The 15061-nt window shown below is 73.0% G+C and carries 15 protein-coding genes; 8 read left to right on the top strand and 7 right to left on the bottom strand.

The window, feature by feature from the left end:
- Positions 1–32: 32 nt before the first annotated feature.
- Positions 33–611 carry a TerD family protein gene (locus ACIRO3_RS22280; RefSeq protein WP_361774909.1) on the bottom strand — a complete coding sequence of 193 codons (579 nt, stop codon included), beginning with the start codon at positions 609–611 and terminating at the stop codon, positions 33–35.
- 90 nt (positions 612–701) lie between these two features.
- Positions 702–2852 carry an excinuclease ABC subunit UvrB gene (gene uvrB, locus ACIRO3_RS22285; RefSeq protein WP_404139322.1) on the bottom strand — a complete coding sequence of 717 codons (2151 nt, stop codon included), beginning with the start codon at positions 2850–2852 and terminating at the stop codon, positions 702–704.
- Between the two features lie 222 nt (positions 2853–3074).
- On the opposite strand from uvrB, the gene ACIRO3_RS22290 reads away from it, so the two are divergent.
- The 3 genes from ACIRO3_RS22290 to ACIRO3_RS22300 all read left to right on the top strand — a co-directional run bounded on the left by ACIRO3_RS22290 (position 3075) and on the right by ACIRO3_RS22300 (position 6190).
- Positions 3075–3983 carry a glycerophosphodiester phosphodiesterase family protein gene (locus ACIRO3_RS22290; RefSeq protein ID WP_361974441.1) on the top strand — a complete coding sequence of 303 codons (909 nt, stop codon included), beginning with the start codon at positions 3075–3077 and terminating at the stop codon, positions 3981–3983.
- A gap of 61 nt (positions 3984–4044) precedes the next feature.
- The gene (locus ACIRO3_RS22295) at positions 4045–4608 is read left to right on the top strand and encodes a methylated-DNA--[protein]-cysteine S-methyltransferase (protein WP_404139325.1); all 564 of its coding nucleotides are present in this window, start codon (positions 4045–4047) and stop codon (positions 4606–4608) included.
- Positions 4609–4885: 277 nt separating this feature from the next.
- Entirely contained in the window at positions 4886–6190 is a 1305-nt protein-coding gene (locus ACIRO3_RS22300) for an MFS transporter (protein ID WP_404139628.1), read from the top strand.
- Positions 6191–6235: 45 nt separating this feature from the next.
- Here the strand turns inward: ACIRO3_RS22300 and ACIRO3_RS22305 are convergent, their stop codons facing one another.
- Positions 6236–6613 (bottom strand): cupin domain-containing protein, encoded by a 378-nt coding sequence (locus ACIRO3_RS22305; protein ID WP_361774894.1) that lies wholly within the window; start codon positions 6611–6613, stop codon positions 6236–6238.
- Positions 6614–6910: 297 nt separating this feature from the next.
- Between ACIRO3_RS22305 and ACIRO3_RS22310 the strand changes: the two genes are divergently transcribed.
- A complete protein-coding gene (locus ACIRO3_RS22310) occupies positions 6911–7909 on the top strand; it encodes a pseudouridine-5'-phosphate glycosidase (RefSeq protein WP_404139329.1) in 999 nt (332 codons plus the stop codon).
- Positions 7906–8817 carry a carbohydrate kinase family protein gene (locus ACIRO3_RS22315; RefSeq protein ID WP_404139332.1) on the top strand — a complete coding sequence of 304 codons (912 nt, stop codon included), beginning with the start codon at positions 7906–7908 and terminating at the stop codon, positions 8815–8817. The genes ACIRO3_RS22310 and ACIRO3_RS22315 overlap by 4 nt, the downstream gene beginning before the upstream one ends.
- Positions 8818–8900: 83 nt before the next feature.
- Here the strand turns inward: ACIRO3_RS22315 and ACIRO3_RS22320 are convergent, their stop codons facing one another.
- Positions 8901–9572 carry a hypothetical protein gene (locus tag ACIRO3_RS22320; protein WP_404139335.1) on the bottom strand — a complete coding sequence of 224 codons (672 nt, stop codon included), beginning with the start codon at positions 9570–9572 and terminating at the stop codon, positions 8901–8903.
- 165 nt (positions 9573–9737) lie between these two features.
- Positions 9738–10382 carry a uridine kinase gene (locus ACIRO3_RS22325; protein ID WP_404139337.1) on the bottom strand — a complete coding sequence of 215 codons (645 nt, stop codon included), beginning with the start codon at positions 10380–10382 and terminating at the stop codon, positions 9738–9740.
- A 94-nt stretch (positions 10383–10476) separates the two neighbouring features.
- Between ACIRO3_RS22325 and ACIRO3_RS22330 the strand changes: the two genes are divergently transcribed.
- Entirely contained in the window at positions 10477–11922 is a 1446-nt protein-coding gene (locus ACIRO3_RS22330) for a WGR domain-containing protein (protein WP_365999378.1), read from the top strand.
- A 52-nt stretch (positions 11923–11974) separates the two neighbouring features.
- Here the strand turns inward: ACIRO3_RS22330 and ACIRO3_RS22335 are convergent, their stop codons facing one another.
- Positions 11975–12343: a cupin domain-containing protein gene (locus ACIRO3_RS22335; protein ID WP_404139340.1), complete on the bottom strand. Its 369-nt coding sequence runs from the start codon at positions 12341–12343 to the stop codon at positions 11975–11977.
- Positions 12344–12482: 139 nt separating this feature from the next.
- On the opposite strand from ACIRO3_RS22335, the gene ACIRO3_RS22340 reads away from it, so the two are divergent.
- Positions 12483–13169 carry a DUF2293 domain-containing protein gene (locus ACIRO3_RS22340; RefSeq protein WP_404139342.1) on the top strand — a complete coding sequence of 229 codons (687 nt, stop codon included), beginning with the start codon at positions 12483–12485 and terminating at the stop codon, positions 13167–13169.
- Here ACIRO3_RS22340 and ACIRO3_RS22345 read toward each other — a convergent pair.
- Positions 13166–13867: a chaplin gene (locus ACIRO3_RS22345; protein WP_404139345.1), complete on the bottom strand. Its 702-nt coding sequence runs from the start codon at positions 13865–13867 to the stop codon at positions 13166–13168. The two genes, ACIRO3_RS22340 and ACIRO3_RS22345, sit on opposite strands and share 4 nt — an antisense overlap.
- Before the next feature lie 163 nt (positions 13868–14030).
- Here ACIRO3_RS22345 and ACIRO3_RS22350 point away from each other — a divergent pair, with 163 nt between their 5' ends.
- Positions 14031–14585 (top strand): hypothetical protein, encoded by a 555-nt coding sequence (locus tag ACIRO3_RS22350; protein WP_404139348.1) that lies wholly within the window; start codon positions 14031–14033, stop codon positions 14583–14585.
- The last annotated feature ends 476 nt before the right edge of the window (positions 14586–15061 follow it).

The raw sequence follows: 15061 nt of genomic DNA on the forward strand, positions 1-15061 counted from the left end.
GCCTTCTTCTCTTTGCTCTTGTCCGGTGCTGTCTACAGGTGCGGCAGGATCGACGGCATCAGGTCCTGGAAGGTCCGCCCGTTGGCCGGGTTTCCGAGGGCCGTCATCTGCCAGCCGGCGCCCGCGCGGGACACCTTCGCCATGATCTGCGCGGTGTAAGCGCCGCCGCCGTCGAGGGTGTAGCGGGCCAGCTCCTGGCCGTTGGTCTCGTCGACGATGCGGCAGAAGGCGTTCTGCACCTCCTGGAACGTCTGCCCGGTGAAGGAGTTCACCGTGAAGACGATCTGGTCGATGTGAACCGGCACGCGCTGGAGGTCGACGAGGATCGCCTCGTCGTCCCCACCCTGGCCGACGCCGCCGACGAGGTTGTCACCGGTGTGGCGGACCGAACCGTCGTCGCTCTGCAGGTGCCGGAAGAACACGACGTCCACCGGCTGCTTGTCGGCGAACAGCACCGCCGACGCGTCCAGGTCGATCTCCCGGGTCCGCGACCCGAACAGCCCCCGACGCTTCGCCGCCTGCCAGCCGAGCCCCATCCGGACCGCCGTCAGCGTGCCTCCGTCCGCCTTCTGCAGACTGATGGCCTGACCCTTGGTCATGTTGACCGTCACGTGATGTCCCCTCTCCATGGCCCGCCCCGATGTCGGCGGGTCGCAGCGTGTACCTGCGGCTGTCGCCCAACCCTACTGACAGCCCCCACGTCAGGCGAGGCCCGCTTCCCTCATCTGTCGAAGCTCCTTCTTCAGCTCGCCCACCTCGTCGCGGATCCGGGCCGCGACCTCGAACTGGAGCTCCGCCGCCGCGCCCCGCATCCGTTCGGTCATCTGCTCGATCAGCGCGGCCAGTTCGGCGGCGGGGCGGTCCGTGGGAGCACCGGCGGCCTTGGCCCCCTTCGCACCCTTTCCACCCGCCTTGCCCCCGACTGCCTTGCCGCCGAGCGCGGGCACCGGGGCCTTGGCGGCCCCCTTGCCCTCCTTCGCCTGTCGGTAGCCGGTCCCGAGCAGCTGTTCGGTGTCCAGCTCCTCACGGGCGATCGTGGCGACGATGTCGTTGATCTTCTTGCGGAGCGGTTGCGGGTCGATCCCGTTCGCCGTGTTGTAGGCGATCTGCTTCTCGCGGCGCCGGTTCGTCTCGTCGATGGCCTTCTCCATGGCCGGCGTCATCTTGTCCGCGTACATGTGGACCTGGCCGGAGACGTTGCGCGCCGCGCGGCCGATGGTCTGGATCAGGGAGGTCCCGGAACGCAGGAAGCCCTCCTTGTCCGCGTCGAGGATGGCCACCAGCGAGACCTCGGGCAGGTCGAGGCCCTCGCGCAGCAGGTTGATGCCGACCAGGACGTCGTACTCGCCGGCCCGCAGCTCGCGCAGCAGCTCGATGCGGCGCAGGGTGTCCACGTCGCTGTGCAGGTAGCGGACCTGGATGCCGAGTTCCAGGAAGTAGTCCGTGAGGTCCTCGGACATCTTCTTGGTGAGCGTCGTGACCAGGACGCGCTCGTCCTTCTCGACGCGCCGGCGGATCTCGTGCACCAGGTCGTCGATCTGGCCCTCGGTGGGCTTGACGACGACCTCGGGGTCGATGAGGCCGGTGGGGCGGATGATCTGCTCGACGAAGCCGTCGCCGCGCGACAGCTCGTACTTGCCGGGGGTGGCCGACAGGTAGACGGTCTGGCCGATCCGCTCCTGGAACTCCTCCCACTTCAACGGCCGGTTGTCCAGGGCGGACGGCAGCCGGAAGCCGTGGTCGACCAGGGTCCGCTTGCGGGAGGCGTCGCCCTCGTACATCGCGCCGATCTGCGGCACCGTGACGTGCGACTCGTCGATGACGAGCAGGAAGTCCTCGGGGAAGTAGTCGATGAGGGTGTTCGGGGCGGAGCCGCGCTCGCGGTCGTCCATGTGCAGCGAGTAGTTCTCGATGCCGGAGCAGGACCCGATCTGGCGCATCATCTCCAGGTCGTAGGTGGTGCGCATGCGCAGCCGCTGGGCCTCCAGCATCTTGCCCTGCTTCTCCAGCTCGGCCAGCCGGTCGGCCAGCTCCACCTCGATGCCGGCGACCGCCTTCTCCATGCGCTCGGGACCGGCGACGTAGTGGCTGGCGGGGAAGACGTACAGCTCGCGGTCCTCGCTGATGACCTCGCCGGTCAGCGGGTGCAGGGTGGACAGCGCCTCGATCTCGTCGCCGAACATCTCGATGCGGACGGCCAGTTCCTCGTAGACCGGGAAGATCTCGATGGTGTCGCCGCGGACCCGGAAGGTGCCGCGGGTGAAGGCCACGTCGTTGCGCGTGTACTGGATGTCGACGAACCGGCGCAGCAGCTGGTCCCGGTCGAACTCCTCGCCGACCTTCAGGGAGACCATCCGGTCCACGTACTCCTGCGGGGTGCCGAGGCCGTAGATGCAGGACACGGAGGCGACGACGATGACGTCGCGCCGGGTCAGCAGCGAGTTGGTCGCGGAGTGGCGCAGCCGCTCCACCTCCTCGTTGATCGAGGAGTCCTTCTCGATGTAGGTGTCCGACTGGGGTACGTAGGCCTCGGGCTGGTAGTAGTCGTAGTACGAGACGAAGTACTCGACGGCGTTGTTCGGCAGGAGCTCGCGGAACTCGTTCGCCAGCTGGGCGGCGAGGGTCTTGTTCGGCGCCATCACCAGCGTCGGTCGCTGGAGCTTCTCGATCATCCAGGCAGTGGTCGCCGATTTGCCGGTGCCGGTCGCACCCAGCAGTACGACGTCCTTCTCACCTGCACGGATGCGCTTTTCCAGCTCGGCGATGGCCGCCGGCTGGTCGCCGCTGGGCTGGTAGGGGCTGACGACCTCGAAAGGCGCCACCGTGCGTTCGATCTTCGATACGGGCCGCATGCCTCAACCGTACGACCCCCCACTGACACTCACGCCCGGCACGCGCTCGCGGGGCTCCGGCGGGTCTGCTCCATTCCGGTCCGTTTGTCGTAGTTCGGTGGCGGCAAGGTGATCTTCAACCCCATGATGATCGCGAAACTCCGTGAAGTGCATCGCCGCAACGTCTGCCGCTCCGCGCCCGTTTGCGGCAGGAGCAGGGCTCACGACCCGAGGAGAACGCACATGTACGTCGTCCGACCAGCCGCCGTGGCCGCCGCAGTCCTGGGCCTCACCCTCTCCGTGCTGGGCACGGCCACCTCGGCCACCGCGTCCGGTCCCGCCTCGGGGGCCGGCCCGGTCGCGGCCGGCCCCCCCGTGGTCTACGCCCACCGGGGGGCTTCGGCGTACGCCCCGGAGAACACGCTGGCCTCGATCGACCTCGCCATGCGGATGGGCATCGACTGGGTGGAGAACGACGTCCAGCGCACCAAGGACGGCGTACTGGTCGTGGTCCACGACGACAACCTGGCCCGCACCACCGATGTCGAGGAGGTGTTCCCCGATCGCAAGCCCTGGCTGGTCAAGGACTTCACCGCGGACGAGATCGCGGTGCTGGACGCGGGCAGCTGGTTCGGCAAGGACAAGCAGTACGAGGGCGCCACGGTGCCGACGCTGCGCGAGTACCTCGCCCGGGTGCGGCGCAACCAGCAGAAGCTGCTGCTGGAGATCAAGAGGCCGGAGATCTACCCCGGGATCGAACGGGAGACCCTGAACCTGCTGGACGCCACCGGTTGGCTCGACAAGAACCGCGCGGACCATCGGCTGGTGGTGCAGAGCTTCAGCGCCGACTCCATCCGGATCGTGCACGACCTGCGCCCCGAACTGGTGACGGCCTTCCTGGGCACGCCCACCGTGGCCGAGCTGCCGCGCTACGCCGCCTTCACCGACCGGATCAACCCCTGGCACACCACCCTCTCGGCGGACTGGGTGGCGGCCGTGCACGCCCTGCGCGGCCCCCACGGCAAGACCATGGAGGTGGACACCTGGACCGTGGACAACGCGGCCACCGCCCGGAAGGTCCAGGAGATGGGCGTGGACGGGATCATCACCAACACGCCCGACGTCGTCCGCAGGGCGGTGGGCTGGTACTGAGCCCCGCCCCGACCGGGGCGAACCCGTCCTCGCCGGCCGCGGGGCGCCGTACGGTGGACGGGTGGACAGTTCCGAACGGCCCCGCGGGCCGCACCTCGAATGGACGGTCGTCACCGGCGACATCGGGCCCCTGCTCCTGGCGGCGACCCCCGAGGGGCTGGTCCGGGTCGAGTTCCATGCCGGACCGGACCGCGTCGAGAAGATGATCGGCTCGTTGGTCTCCCGGCTCGGCGCCGACGCCCGGCGGCCGGCGCCGGGCGAGGAGGTCCTGCTCGCCGAACCCGTACGCCAGCTGAACGCCTACCTCGCCGGTTCGCTGCGCCGCTTCGAGCTGCCCCTGGACTGGCGGCTGAGCTCCGGCTTCAACCGTCAGGTGCTACGGGAGCTGGACCGCTCGGTGCCCTACGGGTCGGTCGTCGGGTACGGGGAACTCGCCGCGCGGGTCGGGCAGCCGGGCGCGGCCCAGGCCGTGGGCAACGCCATGGGATCGAACCCCCTGCCGCTGGTGGTGGCCTGCCACCGGGTGGTGGAGAACGACGGCGGGATCGGCGGCTTCGGCGGCGGGGTGGAGACCAAGCGGCTGCTGCTCGCGCTGGAGGGCGTGCTTCCGCAACCACTGTTCTGACGCCGGGGGACCGCTGTCCTGACGCCCGGGGACCGCTGTTCTGCCGCCCCGGGGACCGCTGTTCTGGCGCCCCGGGATCGCTGTTCTGAAGCCCGGCCGCGGCGCGGCGCCGCGGGTGCGCGCCGGGTGCACGCGGGGCGCGCGCCCGCGCGCCGTCCCGAGGGCTCCGATACCCGGTTCCACCTCGCGGTACGGGGTGGCACACTGCCGCGGTGAACACTCCCGCCGCCGCACCCGGCCCTCCCGCGTCCGCACGCCCGCCGAGGCCGCCGAGGGGGTGTCGGCGGTGACGGTCTCCCCCGGCACCGAACGCACCGCGCCCCCGGTCGCGGCGGCGGACCTCCCCCGGTTGCGGCGGCGCACCTCCGCCGTGCTGATCGCCGCTCAGATGCTCGGCGGCCTGGGCGTGCCCATCAGCATCGCGCTGGCCCCGGTCCTCGCCACCGAGGTCAGCGGCACCGAGGCGATGTCGGGCTTCGCCTCCACCGCCTCCGTGATCGGCACCGCGCTGCTCTCGCTGCCGCTCGCCGCGCTGATGACCGCACGCGGGCGCCGTCCCGGTCTGGTCCTGGCCTACGCCATCGGCGCCGCCGGCGCGGCCCTGGTCGTGCTGGCCGCCACGATCGGGAACTTCCCGCTCCTGCTGGTGGGCATGGCCGCCTTCGGCGCGGCGTCCTCCGCCAACCTCCAGGCCCGGTTCGCCGCCGCCGACCTCGCGGCGCCCGACCGCCGCGCGCGGGCGATCTCCGTGGTCGTGTGGGCGTCCACGATCGGCGCGGTGCTCGGCCCGAACCTCTCCGCGCCGGCCAGTCACAGCTTCGCCGGCACCTCGATACCCGAGACGGCGGGCCCCTTCGTGTGGGCCGGCGCCGTCTTCGTCCTCACCGGCACGCTGATCGGCGTCCTGCTGCGCCCCGATCCGCTGCTGACCGCCCGGGCGCTGGCGCCCGGGGAACAGACCCGGGCCGGGCGCTCGCTGCGCGCCGGATTCACGGCCGTCCGGGAATCGCCGCGCGCCAGGCTCGCCCTGCTGACCGTCGCGGTCTCGCACACCACCATGGTCTCGATCATGGTCATGACCCCGGTGGACCTCGGTCACCACGGCGCCGACCTGGAGCTCGTCGGACTGGTGATCAGCGGTCACATCGCCGGCATGTTCGCCTTCTCCCCCGTCATGGGGTGGCTCGCCGACCGGATCGGACGGCTGTCCGTGATCGGGCTCGCGGCCGGTTTGCTGTCGGTCGCCGCGCTGCTCGCCGGTACGGCCGGACCGAGCCACGCGCAGTCCGCGCTCGGCCTGTTCCTCCTCGGTCTCGGCTGGTCCGCGGGGATGGTCTCGGGCTCGGCCCTGCTGACCGACTCCGTACCGCAGCCCGCGCGGGCGGCCGTCCAGGGCTTGAGCGATCTCACGATGAACGCGGCCGCCGGTCTGGGCGGGGCCGCCGCCGGCCTGGTCATGGCCCGGGCGGGATACGGCTGGCTCAACGCGATCGGCGCGGCGCTGTTGCTGCCGATGGCCGCCCTGGCCCTCTTCACGGCGCGCCGCCACCCGGTCCCCGCGAAGGCCGGCGCGGGCACGTAGCCGGCCCCGGGTCCGGCTGCCCCGGGGGGCGGGGTCCGGTGCTGTCTAGTAGCTGATGTGGTAGGCCTTGCGCAGCGTCTCGTGGACGGTCCAGGTGGTCTTGTCGCCCTCCCTGAGCACGCACGCGGAGCCGGGTCCCACCTCCAGCGTGTCGCCGCCCTCGACCTCGATGGTGGCGCGCCCGCCGACCACCACGAACAGCTCGTCGGCCTCGGTGTCCGTGACCACACCGGGGGTGATCTGCCAGATTCCCCGGATCTGCGAGCCGTCCTCGGCCTCCCACAGCACCTTGCCCGTGACGACGGGAGTGCCGGAGACGATCTGGGCCGGGTCGAGCTCCTCCACCTCCAGTTCCGCGTCCGGGAAGTCCGGTACGGAGACGGCGAAGGAGGCGGGGGCTGCGCGGTGATCACGGGTGCTCATGGCGCGCCAGCCTAATCGGGTCGTGCCTCGCGTCGGGGCGACCAGAGCGTCCAGCGCGGACGCGCCGAACGAGGCATCCTGTCCACCCCGCCGGGTCGGAGATCCGTCGGGTTTCGGCCAGGGCGGCGGATGCGGGCCGGAGTCGTCCGCGCGGGTGTCCGGGTGTGTCGGGTCGTGGCGTCCGGCCGGTTCCCGGGGGAGGCCGGGCGGCCGCCCGGGGCACGGTACTCGGACAGGTTCGCGGGGGAGTGGCGGGAGCGCGTTTGGGGGCGCGAGTCGGGTGCCATGGATGGGGGCATGTCACAGCACAGAGCATCCGCGCCCCCGTCCGCGTCCGCTGTCCCGGCCCCGCCCCAGGCGCCGACCTCGGCGCCGGCCCCGACCCCGGTGCCCGTCCTGTCGGAGGAGGTCCGCGAGGCGCTGGCCGCCGGGAGGCCCGTCGTCGCGTTGGAGTCGACGATCATCGCGCACGGCCTGCCGCGCCCCCGCAATCTGGCGGTGGGCACCGAACTGGAGGCCCTGGTCCGCGCCGAGGGCGCGGTTCCCGCGACGATCGCGGTGGTGGACGGAGTGGCCTACGCGGGCCTCGACAAAAGGCAACTGGAGCGGATCGCGGGCGGCGAGGACGTGCGCAAGCTCGGCCACCGGGACCTGGCGCCCGCCCTGGCGGCGGGTGCCACCGGGGCGACGACGGTCTCCGCGACGGCCTTCCTGGCGGCGCGGGCCGGCCTGCGGGTGTTCGCCACGGGCGGGCTGGGCGGGGTGCACCGGGAGTTCGCCCACACCCAGGACGAGTCGGCGGACCTCTCCCTGCTCGCGCGCACCCGGATCACGGTGGTCTGCGCGGGGGTGAAGTCGATCCTGGACGTGCCCGCCACGCTGCAACGGCTGGAGACCCTGGGGGTCGGGGTGCTCGGGTACGGGACGGACCGCTTCCCCGGCTTCTACCTGTCCAGTTCCGGCGAGCCGGTGGACTGGACCGTGCACCGGCCCGAGGAGGTGGCGGCGGTGATGGCGGCTCAGGACGCGCTCGGCGGACCGGAGTCCGCGCTGCTGGTGGCCCATCCGGTGGCGGAGGCGGAGCAGCTGGACCCGGACCTCCACGACCGGGTGCTGGCGGAGGCCCTCGACGCGTGCCGGGAGCGGGGCATCACGGGGCAGGCGGTGACGCCGTTCCTGCTGGGGTTCCTGGTACGGGCGACCGGCGGCGCCTCGTTGGAGGCGAACTTGGCGGCGGTACGGGGCAACGTCCGGCTCGGGGCCCGGATCGCGGGGGCCTGGGCGGCCCGGGCGTGAGCGGGGCGGGGGGTGCGCCGGGGGCGCTGCTCGTCGTCGGGGACGTGGTGACGGACGTGGTCGCGGTGCACACGGAACCGCTCGCACCGGCCACCGACACGCTCGCCCGGATCCGTACCCTGCCCGGCGGGGCGGGCGGCAACGCCGCCTGCTGGGCGGCGCACGAGGGCGCCCCGGAGGTACGGATCCTGGCGCGGGTGGGCGCCGAGGCGGCGCGGTGGCACGAGCGGGCGCTGGTCGACGCGGGGGTCCGACCCAAACTGGTCGTCGACCGGACGGAGCCGACCGGGACGGTGGTGGCGCTGGTCGGCAAGGACGCGGAGCGGACCTTCCTGACCGACAGCGGGGCGTCCCTGCGGCTGTGCCCGGCCGACTGGACGCCGGCCCTGTTGGACGGGGCCGCGCACCTGCACCTGTCGGGGTACCTGTTCTTCGCGGACAGCAGCAGGGAGTTGGCGATGGTGGCGCTGAGGGCGGCCCGGACCCGGGGGGTGCCGGTGAGCGTGGACCCGGCCTCGGCGGGGTTCCTGGCCGCGCTGGGCCCGGAGCGCTTCCTGGCGGCGGTGGCCGGGGCGGGCGCACTGCTGCCGAACGAGGACGAGGCCCGCCTGTTGGCGGGGCTTCCGGAGCCGGCCGGGGTGGCCCGGGCGGCGGTGGCGCTGAGCCGCCGGGTGCCGCTGGTGGTGGTCACCCGGGGCGCGGCCGGGGCGCTGATCGCCGAGGACGGGCGCATCACGGCCGAGGTCGACGCCGAAGCCGTCGAGGCGGTGGATTCCACGGGGGCGGGGGACGCCTTCACCGGCGGTTTCCTGGCGGCCCGGTTGGCGGGCGCGGCCCCGGTGGGGGCGGCCCGCGCGGGCTGCCGGGCGGCCGCGGTGGCGGTCACCCGGCTGGGCGGGCGTCCGTAGGGCCGCTCCCCTGCGCACCGCCCGGCCGGGACCGGTGTCGAAGGGACCCGGGGCGGGTCGGCCAGGGCCGCCCCGGGGCGGGCTCACGGGGTGAACACCTGGTCCAGGGTGTCGATCGCGCCCGTGCCGCCGAGGTGGTAGCGGAACACCAGGCCCTGGTTCGGGTGGGCGACGAGCCACTCGATGAGGGCGTCGAGGGTGATCGGCTTGTTCTCCGTGCTCTCGACGATCGGGGTGACGGCGGTGATCTTCGCGTCGTCCCGGATCGGGATGAAGGTCTCCTTGCCGACCGTCTCGAAGGGGGCGCCGTCGGAGTCGGGGGCGCCGCACCCCCAGTTGCCGTGCTTGACGATCAGGCTGTGGAAGCCGCCCTCGGGCGTGTAGCGGTTGACGGCGATCTCGTCGGGCGAGATCGGCATCGTGTGGCCGCAGGTGGGCGCGGGCGACTTCGGCTTCCCCGCCGGGGTCGCCTTGGCGGTGGTCGGGGCGCTCGGCTTCGGGGCACTCGGCTTCGGGGCGGACGCCGAGGGTTCGGCGCCACCGGCCCCGGCCGGGGTGGCGGTCGCGGTCGGGTTCGTCGTCGGGGAGGTGCTCGGGCCGGCCGGGCTCGCGCCGGGTGTCGTACCCGCCGCTCCGGCGCTGCCGTCGTCGCCGTTGCAGGCGGTGAGGGTCAGGGCCGCGCACAGGGCGAGCGCGCCGAGCGTCCACCCCCGCGACCGTCTCGGTCCCTCGATCGTCTCGCCGCGTCCGCCCATTGCCGTCTCCCTCTGCCAAGGCGCCACCAGGTGGCCGCCGTCGAAGCGTGGCGACAACGTAGCCCGCGGTGTCGGCCGAGGCGATGGCCGATTCCCGTTCGTCACCGTCCGGGAATCGCGCTGTTGCCGACCCCGGACGTCCGTGACCCGGCGGATGCCTCGGCGTCAGTCCGCGAGTCCCGTCCAGGCCGGATGGCGGGGGTCGTCGGCCCGGACCACGGCGTCGGCCAGGGCCGCCGGGTCGGTCTCGGCCTCGTAGCGGGCGAAGGCGGGCAGGGTCCAGCGCGCGGACTCCTCCGTCCGGCGGGCGAGGGCTCCCGGGGAGAGGCGGATGTGCACGCCGAGGTCGAAGGGGAACCAGTGGCCGAACAGCAGCGGTCCGTGCACGATCAGTACGCCGCCCGGCGGGAGTTCGACGTAGGGGCTGCGGGTGGCCCGGTCGGTCGCCGGGTCCCAGAGGTCGGGCAGCACCCGGCCGGTGCCGCCGGGGTCGGTGGGCCCGAACACCTCGCGCCAGAGGGCGGCCGTGTCGTACCAGCCGCCGAGGTAGGCGTCCACGTCCTGCCGTCCGAACTCGAAGCGGAGGGAGGCCGGCCGCAGGAACCCGTCGGCCGGGACCGTCAGTACGGGCCGGCCCCGCCCGCGCAGTTCCTCGGCGAGCCGGTCCGCGAGCACGTCCGTTCCGGCGGCGGGCGCGCCGTCGATGCCCACCCGCTGCCAGGGTCCCCGTTCGGGGTCTTCGGACCGGTTCTCCAGGCGACCGGCGAGCCGCTCGGCCATCCGTTGCCATGTGATCGCTTCCAACTGCACGAGGCCATTGTCAGTGGCGGGTCCTAGCTTTTTCCACGAGGGATCACCGGCGCGAAACGGAAGTCGTCGGCCCGACCGCGGGGAGGGGTCTGTCATGGCCGGCGAGACGACGTACATGGAGCTGTCGCAGGACGACGGCGGGGCGCACAAGTTCTACGAGGTGACGGTGGACGGCACGTCCGTCACCGTGCGGTACGGGCGCATCGGCGCGGAGGGCCAGGTGCAGAACTCCTCCTTCCCGACGGTGGAGAAGGCCCGAGCGGCCGCCGCGAAGAAGGTCGGGGAGAAGGTCCGCAAGGGCTACGCCCCGGCGGTTCGCGGCGCCCGCGCGGCGCGGTCGGTGACCCGCAGGCAGGTGACCTCGGCCCCGTCGACGGCGCGCGCGGTGGCCCCGGTGCTGTGGCGTTTCCGCACGGGCTCCTCGGCGTTCGGGATCCATGTGGACGAGGACCGCTGCTGGGTCGGCAACCAGGCGGGAGACGTCTACACGCTGAGCCACGGCGGCGAGGTGCTGGCCCGGTACTCGCTGCCGGACGGGGTGAAGTGCCTGGTGGCGGACGAGTTCTGGATCTACGCGGGCTGTGACGACGGCACGGTGTACGACCTGTCGTCGAAGGTGCCGTTCGGGGCGTACGACATCGCCGCGGACGTGGACATCTTCTGGCTCGACATCCGCGAGGGCGTGCTGAACGTGTCCGACCGCAGCGGTGGCCTGACCGTCATCGACCACGAGGACGAGTTCCAGTGGTCGCGGCGCTCGTCGGGATCCAACGCCTGGATGGTGCGGGCCGACGAGCGGGCGGTCTACCACGGTCACAGCAAGGGCGTGACGGCCTACGCCCCGGACGGCGGGCGGGAGTTGTGGCACACGGCGACCGACGGTTCGGTGCTGTTCGGCTGGCAGGAGGACGACGCCGTGTACGCGGGCACCGGGCGCAACACGGTGCAGCGGCTGTCGAAGGCGACGGGCGCGGTCGAGGCCTCGTACCGGTGTGACGCGGCGGTGTACTCGTGTGCGACCTCGCCGGACGGGCGGCACGTGTTCGCGGGCGACCTCTCCTCCTCCGTGTACTGCTTCGACGCCGACGGCCGGCGGTTGTGGAAGCTGCGCACGGGCAGTGGGTCGGCCCTGTCCATGCAGTACCTCGACGGACGGCTGTACCTGGTCACCACGGACGGTTCGCTGGTGTGCGTGGACGCGAGCGAACAGGCGATCGCGGCCGCGCAGCAGGGTTCGGTGCCGACGGCGCTGGACGTCAAGTCGGCCGCCGCGCTGCCCGTGTTCACCCCGGCGGCGTCCGCCTCGGCCGTGGCGACGGTCTCGGTGGCCGCGGCGCCGGCGGGCGGGGTGGTGGTGGAGTGCGTCCAGCAGGGCGGGCGGACGCGGGTGCAGGTGGTGTCCGACGGCTTCGAGCCCGGCTGGAACGTGCAGTTCCCGCGCGGGATCCGGGAGGCCGGCGCCCGCTACGTGGTGGAGGGGCTGCACGCGTCGTCCGGCGGCTTCTACCGGGTGCGCGGGGAGATACGCCGACTGGTCTGAGCCGGTCGCGGAGCGCGGGGCGCGCCGCGCCCGCCCGGCCGGAGTCGGTGACTCACCGGGCGTGGCCCGGGCACGGGCAGGGCGTGGCGCCGTACGGGGCGGGCGTGTCCACGGACCAACGGGCGTCCGCACCGAGGGCGCAGGTGACGTGCAGCACGACCGGCTCGCTGCCGAGGTTGCGGCCGAGGTGGACGTGGTCGATGCCCGGGGGCTCGACGAAGGTGCTGCCCACCGGGTGCGTCTCGACGGATCCGTCGTCCAGGATCCGGGTCAGCGTTCCGGAGGTGACCGCCGCCATCAGCGGTACGTCGTGGTAGTGCCATCCCGTGCACTGCCCGGACTCGATCACGATCTCCCGACCCGTGAGGTCCGATCGCCCGCTCGCCCTCGGCCGTCGTGCCGTCGCCTGCCGTCCGCCCATCGGTCCTCCTCCACGGGGCCGCCGCGGCCCGGCCGCCTCACGGTAGGAGGAGATCATGAGGTCGAGGAAGAACTGATGAAAGGACAACAACCCTTCTCTACAAGGTGATATAAGCACCGGGGCGCGGTATCACCTCGTCATGAGTCTTGTCGTCTTCGAGTCGCACAAGCGGATCCATTGCGCCGAGTGCCGGCAGGGCCCGCTGCGCCTCCTCGTCCGGGAGGCGGGGGTGCCCCGCTGTCTGGACTGCGTCGACCTCGGACACCTGGTCTACCTGCCGCGCGGCGACGCGGCGCTCACCCGGCGCGCGCGGGAGGCCAGTTCACTCTCCGCCGTGGTGGTGCGCCGACACAAGCGCCGCCACCGCTACGAACGCCAGGGGTTGTTGGTCGAGCGGGCCGCGCTGGCGCGCGCCGAGCGCGCCTGCCTCGCGGACGCCGAGGTCCGGGCCCGCCGCCGGGACCGCGACCGGCTGCGGCGCGCGGCCGAGGACGTCCGCTTCACGGCGGCCTTCACCGCCGAGATCCGGCGGCTGTTCCCCGGTTGCCCCGAGGAACGCGCCCGGGCCATCGCGACGCACGCCTCGCTGCGCGGCAGCGGCCGGGTGGGCCGCACCGCCGCCGGCCGGGCCCTGGACGAACAGGCGGTGTCCGTGGCGGTACGGGCGGCCGTGCGGCACCTCGACACCGAGTACGACGCCCTGCTCATGGCGGGAGTACCGCGGTTCGCCGCCCGGGCACGGCTGGCGGAGCGGATCGACGCGATCCTGGACGGCTGGCGGACGGCGCCCGGAGAGCCGGTCCGGGCCTGGACGGCCCTGGCCTAGACGGAACCCTGCGCGCGGAAGCGGCGGTACAGCAGCGCTCCGCCGAGCAGCAGCGCGCCACTGCCGGGGACCAGGTAGCCGAGGCCGTCGGATCCGGTGTGGGCGAGGGCTTCGGTGTGCCGGGGCGGCGTCTGCGGGGTCTGCGGCGCCGGCGGCTTCACCTGCGTGACGGGCTCCGGCGGGGTGACGGGGGGCGTGACGACGACGGGCGGCTGAACGGGCTTGCCGCCACTGGGCTTGCCCCCGTTGACGGAGATGTTGCCGCTGGAGGGGTTGCCGATTCCGACCACGTTCACGGAGTTGCCGCTGACATTCAGCGGGAGGTCCACGGGGAGCTGGATGCCGTTGCCGGAGAGCAGTCCGGGGGAACCCTGCGTCTGACCGTCGGCCACCGCTCCGCCGCCGTTGGCGGTACCGGCCTTCGTGGAGGACGAGGAGTGACCCTGCCCCGAGGCACCCGAACCGGAGCGGGCGCCGTCGCCCTGGGAGGTGTTCGCACAGCGGTTTCCGGTGGCGGAGTTGAGGAGCCCGACCACGCTCACGGTGTTCCCGCACACGTTCACCGGTGTATTGACCGGCAGTTGCACCAGGTTCCCGGCGAGCAGGCCCGGGGAGCCCACGGCTCTGCCGCCCGCGTCCGCATCGGCGTAGGCGAGGCCACCCACCCCCGCGACCGCCAGTCCACCTCCCGCAACCACCGCCGTGATCAAGCCATTGCGACGACTGTGACGCATCAGTTTTCCCGCCTTCCGGAGGAGTCCGCGGGCGTCTCGCCCGCACCGGAAACAACGCCGTAACCCCATTCGGGTTATAGCGGCGATGAGCATTTCACCCCATCGTGTACGGGGTAATGCATATCGCATGATGAAAAGCCCGCTGCTTCTCCTCGATGTGGACGGCCCCCTCAACCCCTTCCGGTCGCGGCTCGCCGGACTGCGCGGGTACGACAGCCACCGGATGCGTCCCGAGGTCTGGATGTCCCGTCGCGCCGCGGATTCGCGCAGCGCCCGACGCGGGCTCCGGGTCCGCCTGCACCCCGCGCACGGCGCCCGGTTGCTGGCCCTGCCCTACGAACTCGCCTGGGCGACCACCTGGATGCACCAGGCCAACACCATGATCGCCCCGCACATCGGGCTGCCCGGCGATCTCCCCGTGATCGAATGGCCGGAACTCTTCGCCCATGATCCCGACGGTCTCTCCTGGAAGACCCGCCCGCTCCTCGCCTGGGCCGCCGGCCGTCCGTTCGCCTGGGTCGATGACATGATCAACCCACTGGACCGGGCCTGGGTCGCCGCCCATCACCCCGCTCCGGCCCTGCTGTTGCGCGTCCATCCGCGCCACGGGCTCCGCGACCGCGACTTCGCCACGCTCACCCGCTGGGCGGCGCGCCTGGAACGGCCCGACGCCACGGCCTGACGGGCCCGCGCGGACCGACGGCCCGACACCCCACACCACGCCGCGCCGGCCTGACCGCCCCGGTGTCTCCGACGTCCCGGACCGATGCCCCGGACCGATGCCCCGCCCTGACCCGCCCGCGCGGACCGGACCCGACGCTCCGGACCGACGTCCCGGCCTGACGGCCCCGCATCACGACCCAACGTCCCGGACCGACGTCCCGCCCCGCCCTGACCCGCCCGCGCGGACCGGACCCGACGCTCCGGACCGACGTCCCGGCCTGACGGCCCCGCATCACGACCCAACGTCCCGAACCGACGTCCCGCCCCGCCCTGACCCGCCCGCGCGGACCGACGACCCGACAGTCCGGACCAACGTCCCGGCCTGACGGCCCCGCCTGACGACCCCAACGCCCCGGACCGACGTCCCGGCCCGATGCCTTGGCGCCACGCCCCGACACTCGCGATCCGACGTCCCGGACCGACGCCCCGGCGTCG

It is taken from the genome of Streptomyces sp. NPDC102278 (assembly GCF_044766345.1).
Classification (GTDB): Bacteria; Actinomycetota; Actinomycetes; order Streptomycetales; family Streptomycetaceae; genus Streptomyces.